Origin of the sequence: Pseudomonas frederiksbergensis (assembly GCF_003732665.1) — a bacterium.
GTDB lineage: Bacteria > Pseudomonadota > Gammaproteobacteria > Pseudomonadales > Pseudomonadaceae > Aquipseudomonas > Aquipseudomonas frederiksbergensis_G.
The window spans coordinates 552,080-568,554 of sequence record NZ_MOBP01000012.1 but is presented as its reverse complement, the minus strand read 5'-3'; the positions used below and the strand labels follow the sequence as shown (position 1 = coordinate 568,554).

Here is a 16,475-nt window from a genome sequence, read left to right as displayed (position 1 = left end):
CTTTCTGTCTGCCTGTCGGCAGGCTGTCCGCGCAAACCTTTGCAGTTGTAGCCTATTAGCTCCTGAAAGAGGTCGCCTAAGCGAGCCAGCCAGTTCAGCTCGGAGGACTGGCGGCTTATTTAGTGAGAAAATGCTGAAATTAGGAAAATGATAACGCTGGCACCATAAATTCAGAAGCAACGAAAGTCCCTCTAGAATCGAGATTCTGTAAACGATATAACTCCCTGTTTTTTCAGGGCGAAATAGGGTAATCGTGACGATTGCAGACGTCAGCGATGTATTGGATTACCGGTATATTGGGGGTGGCAGGGTAGACCGCGTAAACTGACTGAGATACGCCTACCCCCCGTGAATAACCATTTACCCTTGAATTGACTTTACGACCTGTATGGAGATGAGCGTACCCAAACCATCTGCTGTGAGGGATTGGTTCTCCATAAGCAACAGTGGTTTCTAAGGGTTTTCGGATCTTGAATATTGCTCATGATCCAAAATACCAACAATATGGCGTCACATTCATCGTCCGACAAATGGTCAGGGTGGAAGCGGTGGCGTTTACTAAGTCATTGATAGGTATGGATATTTATGGCTGACTCTATAATATCGATAAAAGTATTGTTGGAGTCTCAAGGCTATTATACTGGGTATGTCGCCTTACGAATCCCTTCGCGAAGCCGGAGTAACTGATGGCCAGAGCGCATACGCTTGTCGAATACAGGCTCAAGGAGTTTGAGCTTGAGCAGGCCTTGCGCAGCCTCAAGAAGCAGCAAGACGGCCTGGATTACAAGCTTGACGTCGAGTTCTACTTCAAGCTTGAAGAGCTGACCAAGCGGCATGGGTACACCCTGAAACAGGTGTTTGACTTACTGATGGCTCGTTATGAAAGCTCGACTGATCAAGCAGGTGGTGATGCAGTCAGCTTGAAGGCGAAAACCAACGCTGGACTGCTGGAGATGATTCAGCGATTAGAATCCGGGCGTACTCGAGAGTCACCGGAGACTGCCAGCTCTTCGAGTAAGTTTCCACTTGTGCATGATGCGAAGTTGGAGTCTGTCTCCGAGCGAACAGAAGTTTCAGAACCAAGCATAGGGTCTGACCCCAGAACTGGTACTGATCCAGTCACCAAAGCTAGCCATGATCTCGCTTTAATGGTCGAGGTAGAAGATCATGATTACGAGATCGAGGGAAAGTCTCATGACTAGTGTTGAAGAGTTTATTGCACTCAGCAATAGGATAACGATGGAGTATGAGGCGATAGTGCCACTTCTAAGCGATCCTGAAGTTGTAAAAGCCGCAAAATTTCTGGCTGAGCTGGATAAGTTGGCTCGCGAATATGATTTCAGTTCGTTGGACATCATGACGCTGGTCGATCCAGGTAGAGCCCTGCAACTGGATAAATCCAAGGCCGTTAAACCGGCGAAGACTCAAAAGCGCAGCAAGCGTACCGTACAGCAGTGAAGTCTATGCATGGCGCATTATCTGTTGTGGCTACTCCAGCATCCCCGACTCGCTGACAGTAACATTGCCATTGGCCTTACATTGACCGAGTAGGCCAAGAAAGTGACTGAAGCCCCATCAGCCCTTCAAGGCAACGTTATTCTCGTGCGCAGGGTCTTAGCAGGCTGAAAAGCCTCACAGAGTGAGAAGGCCCGTCAGGGGTTACAGATGGGGATCGATCACTCCTCAACGCGCTTCCAGATTCTTCCAACCGTGGACGTCGGCATGCCCAGAATGTCCGAAGCCTGCTTTTGAGTCAGCCCGTGTGCTCTGCAGCGCAGCACCGCGTCGACCTTCTCCGGCGAGGTGCGTTGACCTGGCAGTCGTGGTTTCAGGGCGCCGTCTACGAACTGCGTCGGCAATCCCTCCAAAACTCCCAGATCCTTGAGTTTGTTGATCTCTTCGTTGAGGTATTTGAGAAAGTCTTCGGGGGACTGCTGCTTTTCAAAACTGGCAGCAACGGTGAGGAGAGCCAGCGGTTCTACATCTAAATGGTCAGCGAGGATTTCCAGCGTATCGAGGGTTACGCTCGCCTTGGCATGCTCCAAGTTATAGACGTGCTTGGCATCCACTTGGCCATGGAAATCTTCTTTCGCCAGACCACGGGCCGACCGAACGAGGCGGATGACTGCTGCCAACGGATCTCTCAACGGCATTACAAATCCCCAAAGCTGAGGATAAAGCCATATTGATCAATCCCATTCCATGGAATATAGTCCCCGTACTGGGATTTCACTTGGCTACGGCTTTCACATGGATCGTCCTTTGCTGGGATGAGGCTGATCCAGGTGCATGCAATCCGTGCTGATCTTTTCCTTGCGTCTCTAATCGGTTAGCCCGAAATGTGAGTGCGGCAAGACGGCTATCAATATATCCCTTAATCGAAGTTGCCTGTTCACCATGAAGCTCCGAATTTACTCAGACCTGCACAACGAATTTGCTCTCTTCAAGGCACCAGCTGTCGCCGCGGATCTGGTCATTCTCGCCGGCGACATCCACACAAAGGCGAGAGGCGTAATCTGGGCCGGCGAGACCTTTTCCTGTCCGGTGGTTTACGTGTGCGGCAACCATGAGTTCTATGGTGGCCACATTGATCACACGCTTCTAAAAATGAAGGAAACCGCCTTGCCGTATGTCCACGTCCTGGAAAACGAGACCTTTATTTGGAATCAAACACGGTTCCTTTGCGCCACTGCTTGGACTGATTTCTCCGCCACCGGAAATGTCGTGGCAGCTGCCCAAACTGCATCGGAATGGATGAATGACTTCCGTGTGATCCTTGCTGATGACAGCTTCCGTAAACTGCGCCCCGGTGACCTCGTCAGCCGAAATCATGCAACGCACGACTGGCTCGCCCATGAACTGGACAAACCGTTCGACGGCAAAACAGTTGTCGTGACGCATCACGCACCGGTGCCCGAAGTAGTCGGGGATAAGCATGAGGGGCATCTGATCGCTGCTTACTCCAACTGCTGGCATGCGCTCCTGGAAAAAGCGGATCTCTGGGTTTTCGGTCATACGCATCGCGCCGTCGACGTCAAGCTAGGCCGGTGTCGTGTGGTCTCTAACCCTCGCGGTTACCCGCGCGAAGACACTGGCTTTGATCCTAGTCTGTTGGTTAGCCTTTCATGAGTGGGGTCAGACGGCATGCGCCCACTAAGTGCGCCTTCAAGCCAGTGAAATGTTTCTGGCACATATTGACCGTGTCTACATTCCAATGCTTTCAACGCGCCGGGCGGTGTCCGATTTTTCATGATATGCGGACTTTGAATGATGCATAGAAAAGACCAAATACGACCCTTGGTGACTCAGATGCACTTCACTGTTGCAGCGTTATGAGCCGGCTAGAGCGTGGCCCATCGATTCCGCCAGCAGTCGCCATGGCAATGGAAATGGATTTCGGTACGCCGATATCCGCGTATTTGCTCGCAGCTGTCGATAGCCCTCCAATACTGATGGGGACAGTATATGGCGATACAACGGGGCGTTTTCGCGAAGGCGCCAGCATCCGCACGTCAAGGATTACAAGCGTCGAATTCGTCAATGGCTATGCAATATTCCAAACCGTTGCTGGAAGTCGGTACCTGGTAGTCAGTTGGGGGCCGGGTGGCAACAACCTCTATATGAATCGGATTTATCACTGAGCGATCTGCAAATGCGGATATACGTCGCAAAAAAGCTTCGGGTTATCCAGGTGGTAACGAGGATCGGGAAAATGATTCTCGGCCTGGTACCCGCGGCAAGAGTTGAAGCGAGATTATGAATACAAGAAATACGGATGCAGACCTGCTGGGCGATTTACTGTTCGGCTCAGCACGCCCTCTAGGAGGCTCAAAACTTGGCGACGTTGAGTTGATCGAATTGGCCGCCGACACCTTCAGAGAAAAGCCTTTTTGCATCGTCAGATATTGGATGGTTTTGGATGTGATGCTCCCAGAAATTCAGGAGCGAGAAATCAAAGCGCAGGGGCTTGAGGCGACACTTTTGTATGCCCATGCAGCGGTGTTCGACAGCCAGAACAAGTACCAGCCTGGCGATAGGATCGTAAGCGGATATCAACGTGATTTTGACGGCTGTTTTTTTGAAAGTAACGACACGATCTTCATCCTGGCAGGCCAAGGCGCGCGCAAGCATGCGAGCTTTCCCGCTGTTCAGGCACTATCTGCGTATTAGTAAGCGAGCACAAAATCCAATGATTGAACATCTACTGCCTGTCCTGCGTGATCGTTACCCAACGTTTTTCTGCAGCGCGCCTCTTCGCGAAATCGGATGTCTGCCAGGTTGGCTGGATTTAATCAATCAGCTTTGTCGCACGCTGAAAACTTACATGGATGCCCACCCTGAGCTGCCGCCGATTCAGGTGCGTCAGGTCAAGGAAAAATTCGGAGGGTTACGCTTCTACTATTCTGGTGGTGATGCGGCGTGCCGTGAAATGGTTACTTGTGCAGAGCAGCGGTCAATGTCGACCTGCGAAGTTTGTGGACAAGCCGGGACTTTGGGAGGGGAGCGTTGGATCAGCGTACGATGCCTTGATCACGTCAACTGGTCACCCTCAAGCGACTACGCATGAACTCACGGAAAGCTCCTCGTTGAATCCATGAAAACAGACATTTGGGTCACTGTGAATTTGCCTCCGCCAGGCATTCAATTTCACGATGTCGTTAGGCGCCGTATGCCTTTTCCCTCATTTCGATTTCTAGTCGAGATGTTGTGTATCGATGAAGATCTGCTTGGTAAGCGCATGGGGATTTCTTCCGAACTCTTGTCGAACGCGACGACTGTAGGATTTTTTCCTTTGTGGGAGAGCCGACGTTTGTATGGATTGATCGTTGCTCTACAGGCTTGCTGCGAACTGTTCGAAGGCGACGTTCAGGCAGCCAGGGCTTTCTTACGCTCGCCGCTGCGTTGTTTTAACTCAAAGCCACCTTTGGAAATGCTCATTACGGAGGAGGGCGCGAGCGCCGTGATCGATCTAATCGGAAAGCTCGAACACGGCGTACTCACTTGAATGCTTTCCTGTTCACGCGCTGACAAACAGGACGCCAAACGGGGAGCTTCTCGAAAGAGTACTCCGCAGTAGCCTAGATGCTGACTTTATTGAGCACCGGCATTTTTCAACAGCCCGAACAGTGCGGCCTTTGCCAATGGAGTTGGTCGCATGCGTCACCTTGCTAGACGTGACGGGGACATTGACCAAAACGCACCGCTCGTGCTCGATGATAAATGACGCAGGCTCGCTTTCTGATCCTCGTCCAATTCCGGTTTCACCGGCTCATGCCACGCAAAAACTCGTAATAAGGGAAGGTGATGTATAGGAAACGTGATTTAGCCATTTGGTGTTCAGTGTATGAGACATGTGGTGTCACTGAATTTGTGCGGCTGGTTGAAGAAGCGCTCACCAGCTACAAGCGTGTACCCATATATGATTGGCCGGCTCTAGTACAAGTATCCGAGCTCGGGTTACCGTGCGTTCGGGTATTGCAAAACGTAGTGAGCAGTCGAGATTTATATGCCAGCATCTCAGAGAACTACATCGAGATCGGATCGCGCTTAACAAATCATCTGTCTCATCTGCTGCGAGGGCATCTTGTGGTCAATGGCCTGGCCACCGACGAGATGAAGGAGGATCAATTGGGCGTAGATTTAGGTTTGTAACCGGGCCGCTTGCTGACGCGTCGCCGTATCTTCGAGCCAAACTTTTTCATGCGTATCATTTACTTCAGCCCGCACCTGGAGGTTCGGGTAAAGCTGTCTTGCGCTACCAAACCAGGTCAGCTTCCAGGACTGTTTTTTGTGTGCGGCATGCTGTTGGCGAGGAGGTGATAATCACGATTTGACGGCGATATGGATCGCATTGGAATATCTTCGCCTGGCCGATTTTTTTGGGTGTTGATGGCATCAGTTGACGGTACATGGAACAGAAGGAAATGGATTGCCTTTGAATCGGCATTAAACAGTGTTTCCTAGCCACAGTCATAATTATGCCAACCTAAGAGTTGGGTGGCCTAAAGCCCGCTTATGCTAACCCAGTGGGCTCTCTAGCTTTTGCTTAAAAAATTTAAGCTTTAGTCATTCTACGTCCGTGTCCCCGTCCTCACCTGCAAATAGTGTGTTCTGATGACCCAGTAGAAAATTGACATGGGATTTGATGCCTACCATTTGTCCACAATTGTAGTAATCATGGCACAGCGATTCGAAACCGATCAGCGTTTGAACGGGTGTCGCGATAGAAATATACCCAATTAAAACGGCGCTTCCTGGATCAGATGGGTGAGTGTTCAAATGATAAATCGCGAAGAAACCTTCATGCTCCTCGTCATTGCATAGCTGAATTTCCCAGTGGGAATCTTTGCCCAGCTCTTCATTGTATTGCTTGATATATTCTGCTGATTTGTAATTCATGATCATCTCCTTTTTTGTTTTGAGATAATTGTAAAATTGGAGCAAACGGGGCTGCAACCACCTTGTTCGTTGTTTTTTTTAGTAAATGATGGCCGGCCGTGGAGAATGAAAAAAACTACTGGCTTTTCAGCAATGTTAAAAAGTGCGGCGTGTTAAGGCCGTTACCAATGCACAGAATTTGCCAGCAGCGAGTGGGGCAGATAGTGGAGATAAGCTATGAGGGAAAGGCCGGCATTTTATGGTGAGCCTTCGGCCTCTAATGAGGGGACAGGGAGTAAACGCTGCAAAAAGAGCCTGGGCTGCTCCAGTTTTTGGATTGTTTTGATGGCGGCGTTGCAATACAGACTGAGTGCCTGGAGGTAGTCAGTCGACGCACGTGGAATAAATATGCTCACGCTGGCGGGTGTGGTTGACCCTCAACACCTCGACGACCTGGTGCAGGTAAAGCCCTCTAGTGATGCTCATGATGGAGCTTTGGAGCCCCTTGAAAAACTAGAGCCATAGACATTCAGAGTCTTGGCTCTTGGGGGAGGCTCGGGCTATAAATTGAAATGATTCCACTGATAGTGGGCTGCGAAGGACTGGAGGGGCAGTCAATAAAAATTAATTAGTCATTTTTCGAAAGCCACGACCTTTGTTCACCGAGCAACCAACGCTGCACGTTAGTGACCATATTCTCCATGTCCTCAACCTCGCGCTCAGGTTCTTTCGAAACGCCATGTTTAGCGGCGAAATATGCCCCCCAATCTTCCATTGCTAGGTCAGCATAATGCTCCAACAAGGTATCGCTCCCGAGCATTTCCTCCAAAGAGTGAAAATTATTACCTTTTGCACCGCCAAAGCGCAAATAGGACAAAAGCTGCTCCATAAAAAGCGCAACCTGGCTGGAAAGCCCAGTATTGCTTTCTGAACTGAAGAGAGCAGGGATGTACTTTCCTTCTTCTGTCTTATTGTACATTGTGAATACAAAATTTTTGTCTATCACGCACGCACATGTCAGATGTTCGAAAGGTCTGCAGATAATTCGAGGGATTTCCTGATCTTCCTCAACGTCAAAATCATCGTTTAAATAGTGGACCTTTATCTGCTCGCAAAGTGTGCTTTTGCTCAAGTCACTTTCAAATGCAAAAATCCCCTTGAACATAGGAGGGAATCCGTCATCAAGAGCCCCCACGTCAGACAGCAATGAAAGGCTGCTCTTTAAATGCGTCGTCGTTAAGTTGGTTTTTACTTCAATCACAGTTACTCGGTGGCTGCAGACGCACACCCTGATTTCCGTCCATCTCAGCCGTCTACTTGAAGTGGAGACGAGCGCTAAAGACGAGGTTGCGGAGATTTTAATGATCCTTCGAAAGGAGCCTTTCGAGGAGGTGCTGCGTGATTACGACGCGACGACATTTGAGGCACATGCAGCGATCTGCCTGCATGTCGTGAAAACGGTAGCCGCAATGTCGGGCATGAATTCTCAGCAATTCAACAAGGGGCTGTGCTCGCTGGCCGGTTACGTGCACCGTGAGCAAATTTATAAATTCGAAGACGCTGTGGAGGCGATACGAGATGTTGCCCTCGACGGCCTCTTTGAGTACCTGGATGAACGCTTGGACAGCGATTCGGCGATTTACGCTGTTCTGTTGAAGTACAAGCAGCGTTGCGAGTGGTTTTTCAACCAGCGGCTTCGTGGCTACGCAGAGTCCGGCTTGGAAGGCAAAACAGGGGAGCGAGGGCTCGCCATTGATCTCTATGACTACATTTTGGGGCAGGGTGTAGATTTCGTAGTGGAGCAGGCTTCGGCGAGCGGTGAAGTCGACCTTGTGCTCACCAATAGCGATGGTCGAAAACTCGTGATAGACGCCAAATACATTTCCGTGGACGTGACCAAAAGTGCGGTGGTTCGCAAGCTTGCTGCAGGACTTCATCAAGTGGCCCGATATTGCAATGACTACTCGGAACCCACTGGCTTTTTGGTGACCTTCATTGCGACCTCTAAACGAATCACGTTGGAGCTCGATCAGCGTGATGGTTTGGACTATGTGACCATCGGAGGACGTTGTATTTACTACCTGCCGATTTTGATCAGCGATGAACCGTCGGCGAGCCGCTCAGGTGTCAGCCAGGAGATTGTGATTGGTCGCTCTGAACTGATTGCCCAAGTTGAAGACCTTGATGTGGACACAGAACCGAAACCATAGCGCGGGTAAACAAGAGCGCATCGGCAAGACTATGCGCGCCGTGGCCGTTGAATCATGGGATGTGTTCTCGCCACGGCGCTACCTAAATGCATAGAGCTTGGCAAACGAAGGAATCCGTCCCAGGTGGGCGCATTGCGGCACAGCAACCCTGTTTGGGCGGCGACACTCGCAGCGTTAGAAAATAAACCTTCTCGAATGATGGTCATTTCCGTCACGCCCAGTTGCTGCCAAGCGTCTTCCAATTGATATGGGTTCACGTCGTAACGAGTGTTGTATCGCTGTGAATGCCCCTTTGAGGCGTACAACTTCGACGGTGAAACGTGAAAGTAGACGCTTTCGCTGTGCTGGGAACGCAATAAGAGCTTGCGAGTACCTATGAAATGCGGGCAAGAAGGGGACGCGGTGTGATCACCAGTAATTCGGGCAATATGGGGATCTGTACTGATGCGTACAATCCAGGCGTTGTCATCGTTAATCGCCGGAAGTGTTTGGCCAGGGATGTCCTGCAAGCCGTCATAGAGCTCGCGTAGCCTTGAGTGTAAGTAGATGATCAATGGCTCGCCGGCGACTGGTGTGGGAGCCAGCAACGCTTGATCAATCAGCTTTCGCACCGCCTGGTGGGAGAATAAGGCAATCGTTGAGTGGATGAGGGCGGTTCCAGCTCGATAGTCGAACCACTTCGGCGCATTACCGTGTTTCGCATCGAACCAAAAGATCTGTGGTGCATTGTCATCCAGCAGAACGCGGGTAATGACCGGGAGGTATTTCGCGTCTCCCTTTGTCTGAATGCTTTCAAGGTATACCGACAACGTCCAGGTGCCCTCCGGGATCCTTGCTTCGCGAGGCAGCGGTTGCGGCAGCTTACCGGACAATCGCACGGCTTCGGCGAGTACCGCCATCGCTTGGTAATCCTCTCCCTCGATTTGCGCTGTTCTTATGAACTGGGTGACAACACCATGCTTTGCAAATAACCATCTCAATGCAAATTTAGGATCTTGATCTGGATGTGCTGTTGTTTCAACAGATAAGGTTTCAACGATAGCCACATGGGCTCCACTCGCTTTCAACTCGGGAAGCACCTGTTGCTCAAACCATTTATCGAGTTCATCGCCTGCACTGTCCGTGCAAAGAAATTGCTGCGCTTGAGGCACGGCCAAGTGGATAAATTCTATGAGTGGGGGAAGGGCTTTCTTGAAAACCTGACTGTGAGAAGCTAAATCGCGCCGGCTTACTTCCAGTCTGCGAGTTGTCTGTGAGTGCGCCGCAAGCACAGCGATTCGTAGCGTCGGCAGCTTGAAATCGGTGCGTTGAGATTTAGCTCTGCGCAATGCATGAATAACACGGGAAGCAAGCAAAACTTCAGTGCCTGGCAACGTGTTGAGCAGATGCCAGCAAGCCTGATCAAGGAACAGTGGGCCTGCGCCGGAACCAATCAGCGAACGCTGCTGGGCTTCAGCATGGATGGGTCGCACAAGGCTATGCACATCTATTTTGCCTTGTCTCAGTTCAGGCAACTGTTCTGTTGCCGCGAAAGACAAAAGCTTGTCCGTGTCATGTACATACACGGTTTTCCAACTGCCATCGGGTTGCTTCTGATTTTTAATGTCGAGTTTGGCGAGACCCAAGGACGTCTTTACCCATGCCTTGTTGGTAGAGTGTTTCCACTCTGGCAAGGTGTGACTAAGATGGACGTTAATGCTTAGGTAGGGATCCGTCTGCCCTCTATGTAGCACCAGCGTGGGTTTTATAGTGTGCAGCGCTATCGCTTGGCGATTTCCTCGACTGTTCACGACAGGGTTGCCCCAAGCTACAAGTGATCCGTCCGACGCTAGGCTCAACGGTAGTGGAATACTGGAGAGCAGGGGGGCTGTTTGCATCGCCTTCGACGCCATCCAGGGCAATATGCTGTAAACACGCGAGAGCAGTGGTCGATTGTTAAGTAGCTCGATTGCATCAAGTGGCGTGCCTTCGTCGACTGTCATGGCAAACGGAATTTCGTGTGATGTCCATTCCCACGTTTGCATCGCTTCGGTTACCCAAAGTTTCAGCGCCAGATTGATGGTCTGCGCTGTGAGCAACTCGACGGAGACGATCACGGGAAGGCTTGCGTCCAGATTCGGCGAATTGTTAATCCAAACTGGCCCTCCAGAGAACACGCTCAGCAACTCCTGCAGTCCCACAGAACTTAATTTCTTCTTGTTCTGCAAGGCGTACTCATGCATTTGGCGCCATGCAGATCTGTAGGGCTGGGGGCAGTGATACTGATGCACAATCGGCAGCAACGAAGGATCAAATCGAAATAAATTGGTGCGAAAAAACGACGTTTTCATCTCGACTCCGCTGGATATCGTTCGATGTAGTTTTGCATGGCATGTGCAAGGCCCGCATGGTGCCGGGCGAATGGCTGCCAGTGGCCCTCGCTGACCATATGGCTAATTGTGGTACTGAGCAGGGTAGCCCAAGGCGTGGCGCCATTCACGAAAGCTGCATCCGCCAAATAGCACTTCACCGGGGTTCCCCCTCGACGGCCTCGACCCACTAATTGGGTCAAGTTCACCAGCATGTTCATGATGGTGTAATGCCGAATATTTGGGGGTTGCTGGCTGAAAGTTGGGTAAGCATTTCTTATGCTGTACAGAATCTTGTTAGCCAGTCTGCGTTCTTCTTGCATGATTTTGCCGGGCCGTTCGCTCATTTTCACGGTGGTGAGCGTTTCGTAGCAGATGTGCGCGAGGTTGTTGTGAGGGTTATCGGACATCGGCATGGGCCGCACGCATACCACGACACCACCCAATGCAGAGACTCCCTTCAGGTCGACGATGTTGTGCCCGCGTGCAATGGGATAGATGGAGCACCCCAGAATGGAACAATGTGCGTAGGGGCCTTTGTGGAACTTGAATAAATCCTGGTAGGTCATGCGTTGTTCGGCAGGGAGACGGACTGATTCTCCCTCTTGGTGCCTACTTCGAATTAATGCTACTCCAGCACCAGGGCCACCCGGCAAACCATAGAGCGTCGTGGCAAGTTCCTCCGCATCGGCGTCGCTGCCAGTGACCAACAACAGTCGAGCCCTGTCTGCGGTGGATTTGTTTGCCCGAAGGCTAGCAAGTCGCGCGTCAAGCCACGGCCACAGTTCGCGGGCTAACATTCGTATGCGTTCCCTGCGTTGGTTGATCGGCGCCCCCGAAAGCGCGACCGAGACGTTCACGTTTTCAAACGTTATATGCCCCTTAACGTCAGGAACATCTATCAGGTCTTTTGCCGGAAGATCAAAACTGCTGGCCCCAGGGAAATAGGCGGTCGCAGATAGCCCAATGAACACCCTGGGCGTTCCGGCATAACACCGGGAGGTTAGGTCTGGCAACGAAAGCAGAGTGCCGTGGGGATCGCCGCGCAATGAAACGCTCTGTAGGGTCGTTTCGTTATTCAACGACTGATTGCGCTTGAAGCCAAAAACGGTGCGATGCAAGGGGCCATTGGGTGTGGGACTGAGTTGAACTGGGCCGGTCAGTGCTTGGAGTACTTCATCGGCGTATTCAACGTGGGCTCTGACCAGAGGTGGCAATCTTGTTTGAAGATTTCTCAGATGCAGTTCAACAAGCGACAGAACGCCTTTGAGTATCAGGGCTGACTTCAATCGAGTTTTATCGCCTTCCTTGATTCCATAGAGCAGATAGCCTGGCTGGGTCAGCTCACTGATGATATCTGACAGCTTCGACGCGACTTGCTCGGGATTGCGACGAGCATCATGGAGCGACCAGAAGGTCAGATTCTGTCGTAACTGTTCCAGTGCCGGTGGCACTATTTTCTCTGCGGTATACAGCGCGAGCAGTGATTCCTCACTGATCTTCAGTTGATCGATCAGGAAGCGATCTTCAGACGTCGACCAAACCGTTTCCCTGTCAGGCCATTCAAAAAAACCGTCACGGGACAGGAGGAGAAACTGGTTGACCACCCTGACGCAGTAAGTGACATCCCAAAGGATATCCAGCATTCGTTGATCGGATACATCCGGCACCTTGGGTTTTCGGGTATTGAGTTCCCGAAAAAAACGCCCCAACGGATTGTTTGGCTGATCATTTCCAAGCTCTAGGTGAAAAACGCTGCTGCTGATTGCGCTTTGAAGAAGCCCATCAATTTCGTCTACGAGAAAAAGTGATGAGCGTTTCAACAGTATCTCGAGAAAGCTGCGTGGCCCTGGATACTCTTCAGCGTCATCAAAGGGCACGCGTGTGGTCGCGGCCAAAAGGGAGTGATGGTTAACCACGACGATGTCCGCCTCAAGCGCCTGTTCAAGCATGCGACTGATGCCGCAAACAGGCAGAAACGGGCAATGACCGATGCGTCGACTGCTAGGTCGTCCGTCACGTCTGGTAATGGGTGTTCTCAGGTTGAAACAGGGTTCGTTGGACGGAACAAAAGGCACTTTTTCAGTATTGAGCACGTTCAGCAGGCAGCTGTAGTTGTAAGGGTGCGGGCCATCTGGCTCTTCGTGATGAACCTGGGCCATCTGCGGCACTTTTCTTTGCGAGTGCAGCGGAGTAACACTCACCTTTAGGTTTAGCGCCGCCACTGATCGTGTGAGCGTCGAGACCATGTTTTTTACATCGGTCAGGTTTGGCACCAATAACGTTACTTTGCGTCCTTGCCGGACGGCGTCCAGTGCCATCAAAACCATAACGACTGTCTTACCGACGCCAGTAGGCGCATTGACGCGATAGAAACTGCCAGCTGCGGCCTGCAAATTGTCTTTGTCGCCCATCAGTCGGTTCAGGGACTCAACGTGATGTGTGTGGGTGACCGCGTAACCATCCAGCTCTACTGCGATATTCATCAGGTCGCTACGTGACCATTGCATCTGGGCAATCGGAGATGCCAAAGGGATATGCAATCCGACCGTGCGTTTAGGCAGCACCGAACGATACGCAGCAGGTACAACAAACGTCTGCACCTGGTCTTTTGTCAGGTGGGTCAGGACAAGATCACCATGCTCTGGCAGCGCAGCTGGCAGTGAGGATGATCGCCAGTTGAGCAAAGCGGATAGATTTTCATCGATGAGTTGTTTGGCACACAGCGGGCGCGCGACTTGAAAGCAGTGGCGCTCATTTAGCGTCGTCGGGTGCTCCTCACCCGGCACCACTTCAAAGGCGCAGAAAGGGTCTTGAAAGACTTTCGAAGCCTCACGGATGAATGCGGAAGGCTGAGCCAACTCAGTAGGCCGTAATCTGAGGAATTGCGCGATAGCGTTACGATCCGCGTCATCGAGGCGATACCACGTCGTCCATTTTCCAATTCGGCCTGCGGCAATGGCAGCAGCATCCGCCAGCGTCACCGGAGGCTCTACGTGCTTGGCCACAATGGCGAGGCACAGGTTGGTGCAGATATCTATCAGTGACCGCATCGCCTTGAAATCTCCTTAATGCACTGCGACTCGGTAAAGACCCTGATATGGCTAGGCGTCTCGATATCAAGGTAATTCACGGATTTACGCTGGTAGTCCGGAATGACAATCCAATGAGGGTACGCCGCGGGGAGTGACTTCAAGTGGGTGAGTAAACGGTTTGGCGAGTGCCAGACCTTTGCGTCCAGATCTAGCGTGTGCTCGCCGATCGTTACTCTGACGTCGGCCTTGTCAAATTCTGGCCACAGCTCGACCGTCAGCCCCAGATCGTTAAGGCGTCGATACAACGAAAGCTCAAGCAAACCAGGAACCAGTGTGAATTTCCAGATTGCAGGCTTGAGCATCACGCTCGAACCTGCACGATGCCCCTCGACAGGTTCGGCGTTGGCTGTGCGAATTAGTTTTCGCCCGCGCATGGTGTACTTGCCTGCCCGTTCAGTGCACCAGCTGGAATCGCAACAGACGTTAGTACTGTTAACTTTCATCGGCCATTGGCAGACGGGGCACGGGTAGATCAGCCCATTTCGGATTAGATGCGCTGGAATGGGGTCAAAAAGGTCAGACAGGGCAAGACTCAGTGGAATCAAAATGTCTGACGCAGCACCTGCTACCTCAATCGCATGCCCAATGATGTACCTGCGAAATCCTTCGTAGATCAAATTGCCCTGAGGAAGTAATCGGCACCGATTTTGAGCTTGCAGAATGATGGCTTGAACTTTTTCCTGATCATCATGGATTCCCAGTTCAAAGCTCATCTCCGAAAGTGTTGAAGTTGGGTAACTTCCTGCACGCAGTAGTCCGGAAAACTCACCCCGCAGCTCCTCCTCCAACCAATCTTCCAGAGGCCTACCGGTGTTCGCCTCCATTTCGCTTGAGGAAAGCAGGGCGCGCGTTGGGTCAGTGAACCACAAGAGGGCCGCTGCTTCTTGCAGTGCTGGAAGCGCCTGGCTCCGGCAGGTGACAACCTGGGTAGTCGCCTTGAGAAGCGCCTGCTGAAAACGGGCTACAAGGACATCTCGTTCCACTTACGGAATCCTCAATGGCGAGCATAGAAGCCAGCGCTTCCTGTCGATGGGCCCACCTAAGACGGTTCGAAAACAAGCTTCGAGCCTTTGAATATAGCAGCCAAGGGCCAACTACCCTGACCCGATGCACATGATTAGGTAACGTTGGCCTTCTGATGGCCGGTAATCGACTGGAAGGCCATATGGGAGCTTGCGCTTCGTCAACAAAAATATTTTTGCAGATAGCCCCTTGAAAAAATTTTCGCGCGACGGATCCTTATATTTGAGGGCAACAAAAAAGCGGCGACCTCGACGCCCCACCTGCCACCGATCCTGCTGAGGAAACGGTGTTAGTTTTTGATTTCGCTGTGCTCCTGCTTCTACCCTTTCGTTGCGATGAATCCTGCTGACGCTGATGTGATTGTCCTATGGGCGTAGCAAAATCGGCCCTTTGCGGCGTAAGCCGCTGCTTTCCCGTTTGATTTCAAACAACGAGCAATTTTTTTAAAAAATACTCGTGCCGAACAACTTTCACATCAGGAGAAGTCCGCATAGGAACTGGAGAGAACAGATGGAACAAGACATCGAGTCAGAGGTTTGGCGCCTGGCGCAGCAGACATGTGACAAGGTGGCGTTTGAGCCAGTAAAACCTTCTCTCGTAGGTACGCGTGAAGCGCATGCTAAGTCTCTCGAGCAAACTTATGCACCTGGTTTTTTCGCAAGATTACTCAAGCTCGAAGCGCGTCAGCGTAAAAATTTGGCTATCTCCATCGAGACGGGAAGGCTAAAGGATGCGAAAGAGCATGAAGCCGATGTCGCCAATTGGCGTGTCGAGCATGACTCTTGGCATCAGGAGTTCACGATCGCGCAGGGCGTTCTCAGCGGGACAGCCAAGGCGAAGCTTGAAGCGATCAAGCTAGTCGACTCTTTTACGGACATCTCTCATCTCGGCACATCGATCAAATTCACGATTGGGGACACCGGGCTCGTGGAAGCGAATCTCACTGTTCGCGGTGTTCGGGTTATTCCTGCAGAAATCAAGTCGTTGCTTCAGAGCGGAAAGCTCTCTACGAAGAAGATGCCGACAGGGAGGTACAACGAGCTTTTGCAGGACTATGTGTGCAGCTGCGTTTTGAGAGTAGGGCGCGAGCTTTTGTCGATGCTCCCTGATGACCTTGTGATCGTGACGGCGGTCGACGACGTCCTCAATTCTGCGACCGGACATATCGAAGAGTTACCTATTCTGAGTGTCGCGGTGTCCCGACGGACATTGGAATCATTGAATATGGACTCGATCGACCCTTCCGACTCCGTGAAAAACTTTGTTCACAATACGTCCTTCAAAAAGACAGCGGGTTTTCAACCTGTGAAAGCGTTGGATGCTCGACAGTTCGTTACGAGTGCTTAACAGATAGACGGTATTGGTGAACCGCTTTTGCAAGGGCAAATACAGCGGACTCGCCTTTGGATCCCGTTATAAGA

The 16,475-nt window shown here is 51.4% G+C and carries 14 protein-coding genes; 8 read left to right on the top strand and 6 right to left on the bottom strand.

Annotated elements, in window-relative coordinates:
* The first annotated feature begins 686 nt into the window (after positions 1-686).
* Positions 687-1,202 carry a hypothetical protein gene (locus BK665_RS19790; RefSeq protein WP_123408316.1) on the top strand — a complete coding sequence of 172 codons (516 nt, stop codon included), beginning with the start codon at positions 687-689 and terminating at the stop codon, positions 1,200-1,202.
* Positions 1,195-1,458, top strand: a complete 264-nt coding sequence (locus BK665_RS19785; protein WP_259699631.1) for a hypothetical protein — start codon at positions 1,195-1,197, stop codon at positions 1,456-1,458. The genes BK665_RS19790 and BK665_RS19785 overlap by 8 nt, the downstream gene beginning before the upstream one ends.
* A gap of 218 nt (positions 1,459-1,676) precedes the next feature.
* On the opposite strand, the gene BK665_RS19780 is transcribed toward BK665_RS19785, so the two are convergent.
* The gene (locus BK665_RS19780; protein ID WP_123408315.1) at positions 1,677-2,153 is read right to left on the bottom strand and encodes a helix-turn-helix domain-containing protein; all 477 of its coding nucleotides are present in this window, start codon (positions 2,151-2,153) and stop codon (positions 1,677-1,679) included.
* Positions 2,154-2,397: 244 nt separating this feature from the next.
* Here BK665_RS19780 and BK665_RS19775 point away from each other — a divergent pair, with 244 nt between their 5' ends.
* From BK665_RS19775 to BK665_RS19765, 4 genes are all read left to right on the top strand, one after another.
* Positions 2,398-3,129 (top strand): metallophosphoesterase, encoded by a 732-nt coding sequence (locus tag BK665_RS19775; RefSeq protein WP_123408314.1) that lies wholly within the window; start codon positions 2,398-2,400, stop codon positions 3,127-3,129.
* Between the two features lie 627 nt (positions 3,130-3,756).
* On the top strand, positions 3,757-4,170 hold the full coding sequence (locus tag BK665_RS19770; RefSeq protein ID WP_123408313.1) for a DUF6957 family protein: 414 nt from the start codon (positions 3,757-3,759) through the stop codon (positions 4,168-4,170).
* 19 nt (positions 4,171-4,189) lie between these two features.
* Positions 4,190-4,567, top strand: coding sequence for a hypothetical protein (locus BK665_RS34325; RefSeq protein WP_148053242.1), 378 nt, complete (start codon positions 4,190-4,192; stop codon positions 4,565-4,567).
* Between the two features lie 27 nt (positions 4,568-4,594).
* Positions 4,595-5,005 (top strand): antitoxin Xre/MbcA/ParS toxin-binding domain-containing protein, encoded by a 411-nt coding sequence (locus tag BK665_RS19765; protein ID WP_123408312.1) that lies wholly within the window; start codon positions 4,595-4,597, stop codon positions 5,003-5,005.
* A gap of 1,061 nt (positions 5,006-6,066) precedes the next feature.
* Here the strand turns inward: BK665_RS19765 and BK665_RS19760 are convergent.
* Positions 6,067-6,399 carry a hypothetical protein gene (locus BK665_RS19760; protein WP_123408311.1) on the bottom strand — a complete coding sequence of 111 codons (333 nt, stop codon included), beginning with the start codon at positions 6,397-6,399 and terminating at the stop codon, positions 6,067-6,069.
* A 607-nt stretch (positions 6,400-7,006) separates the two neighbouring features.
* Positions 7,007-7,639 (bottom strand): hypothetical protein, encoded by a 633-nt coding sequence (locus tag BK665_RS19755; protein ID WP_148053241.1) that lies wholly within the window; start codon positions 7,637-7,639, stop codon positions 7,007-7,009.
* A gap of 100 nt (positions 7,640-7,739) precedes the next feature.
* Here BK665_RS19755 and BK665_RS19750 point away from each other — a divergent pair, with 100 nt between their 5' ends.
* Complete coding sequence (locus BK665_RS19750; RefSeq protein ID WP_148053240.1) at positions 7,740-8,588, top strand: hypothetical protein; 849 nt, start codon at positions 7,740-7,742, stop codon at positions 8,586-8,588.
* Between the two features lie 29 nt (positions 8,589-8,617).
* Here the strand turns inward: BK665_RS19750 and BK665_RS34495 are convergent, their stop codons facing one another.
* The 3 genes from BK665_RS34495 to BK665_RS19735 are packed head-to-tail and all read right to left on the bottom strand — an operon-like array spanning position 8,618 to position 15,014.
* Positions 8,618-10,918, bottom strand: a complete 2,301-nt coding sequence (locus tag BK665_RS34495; protein ID WP_185076578.1) for an RNaseH domain-containing protein — start codon at positions 10,916-10,918, stop codon at positions 8,618-8,620.
* Positions 10,915-13,989, bottom strand: a complete 3,075-nt coding sequence (locus BK665_RS19740) for a DEAD/DEAH box helicase (RefSeq protein ID WP_123408308.1) — start codon at positions 13,987-13,989, stop codon at positions 10,915-10,917. The genes BK665_RS34495 and BK665_RS19740 overlap by 4 nt, the downstream gene beginning before the upstream one ends.
* Positions 13,977-15,014 carry a restriction endonuclease-related protein gene (locus BK665_RS19735; protein ID WP_123408307.1) on the bottom strand — a complete coding sequence of 346 codons (1,038 nt, stop codon included), beginning with the start codon at positions 15,012-15,014 and terminating at the stop codon, positions 13,977-13,979. Before BK665_RS19735 ends, BK665_RS19740 begins: the two co-directional genes overlap by 13 nt.
* A 550-nt stretch (positions 15,015-15,564) precedes the next feature.
* Here BK665_RS19735 and BK665_RS19730 point away from each other — a divergent pair.
* The gene (locus BK665_RS19730) at positions 15,565-16,401 is read left to right on the top strand and encodes a hypothetical protein (RefSeq protein ID WP_185076576.1); all 837 of its coding nucleotides are present in this window, start codon (positions 15,565-15,567) and stop codon (positions 16,399-16,401) included.
* Positions 16,402-16,475: the final 74 nt, after the last annotated feature.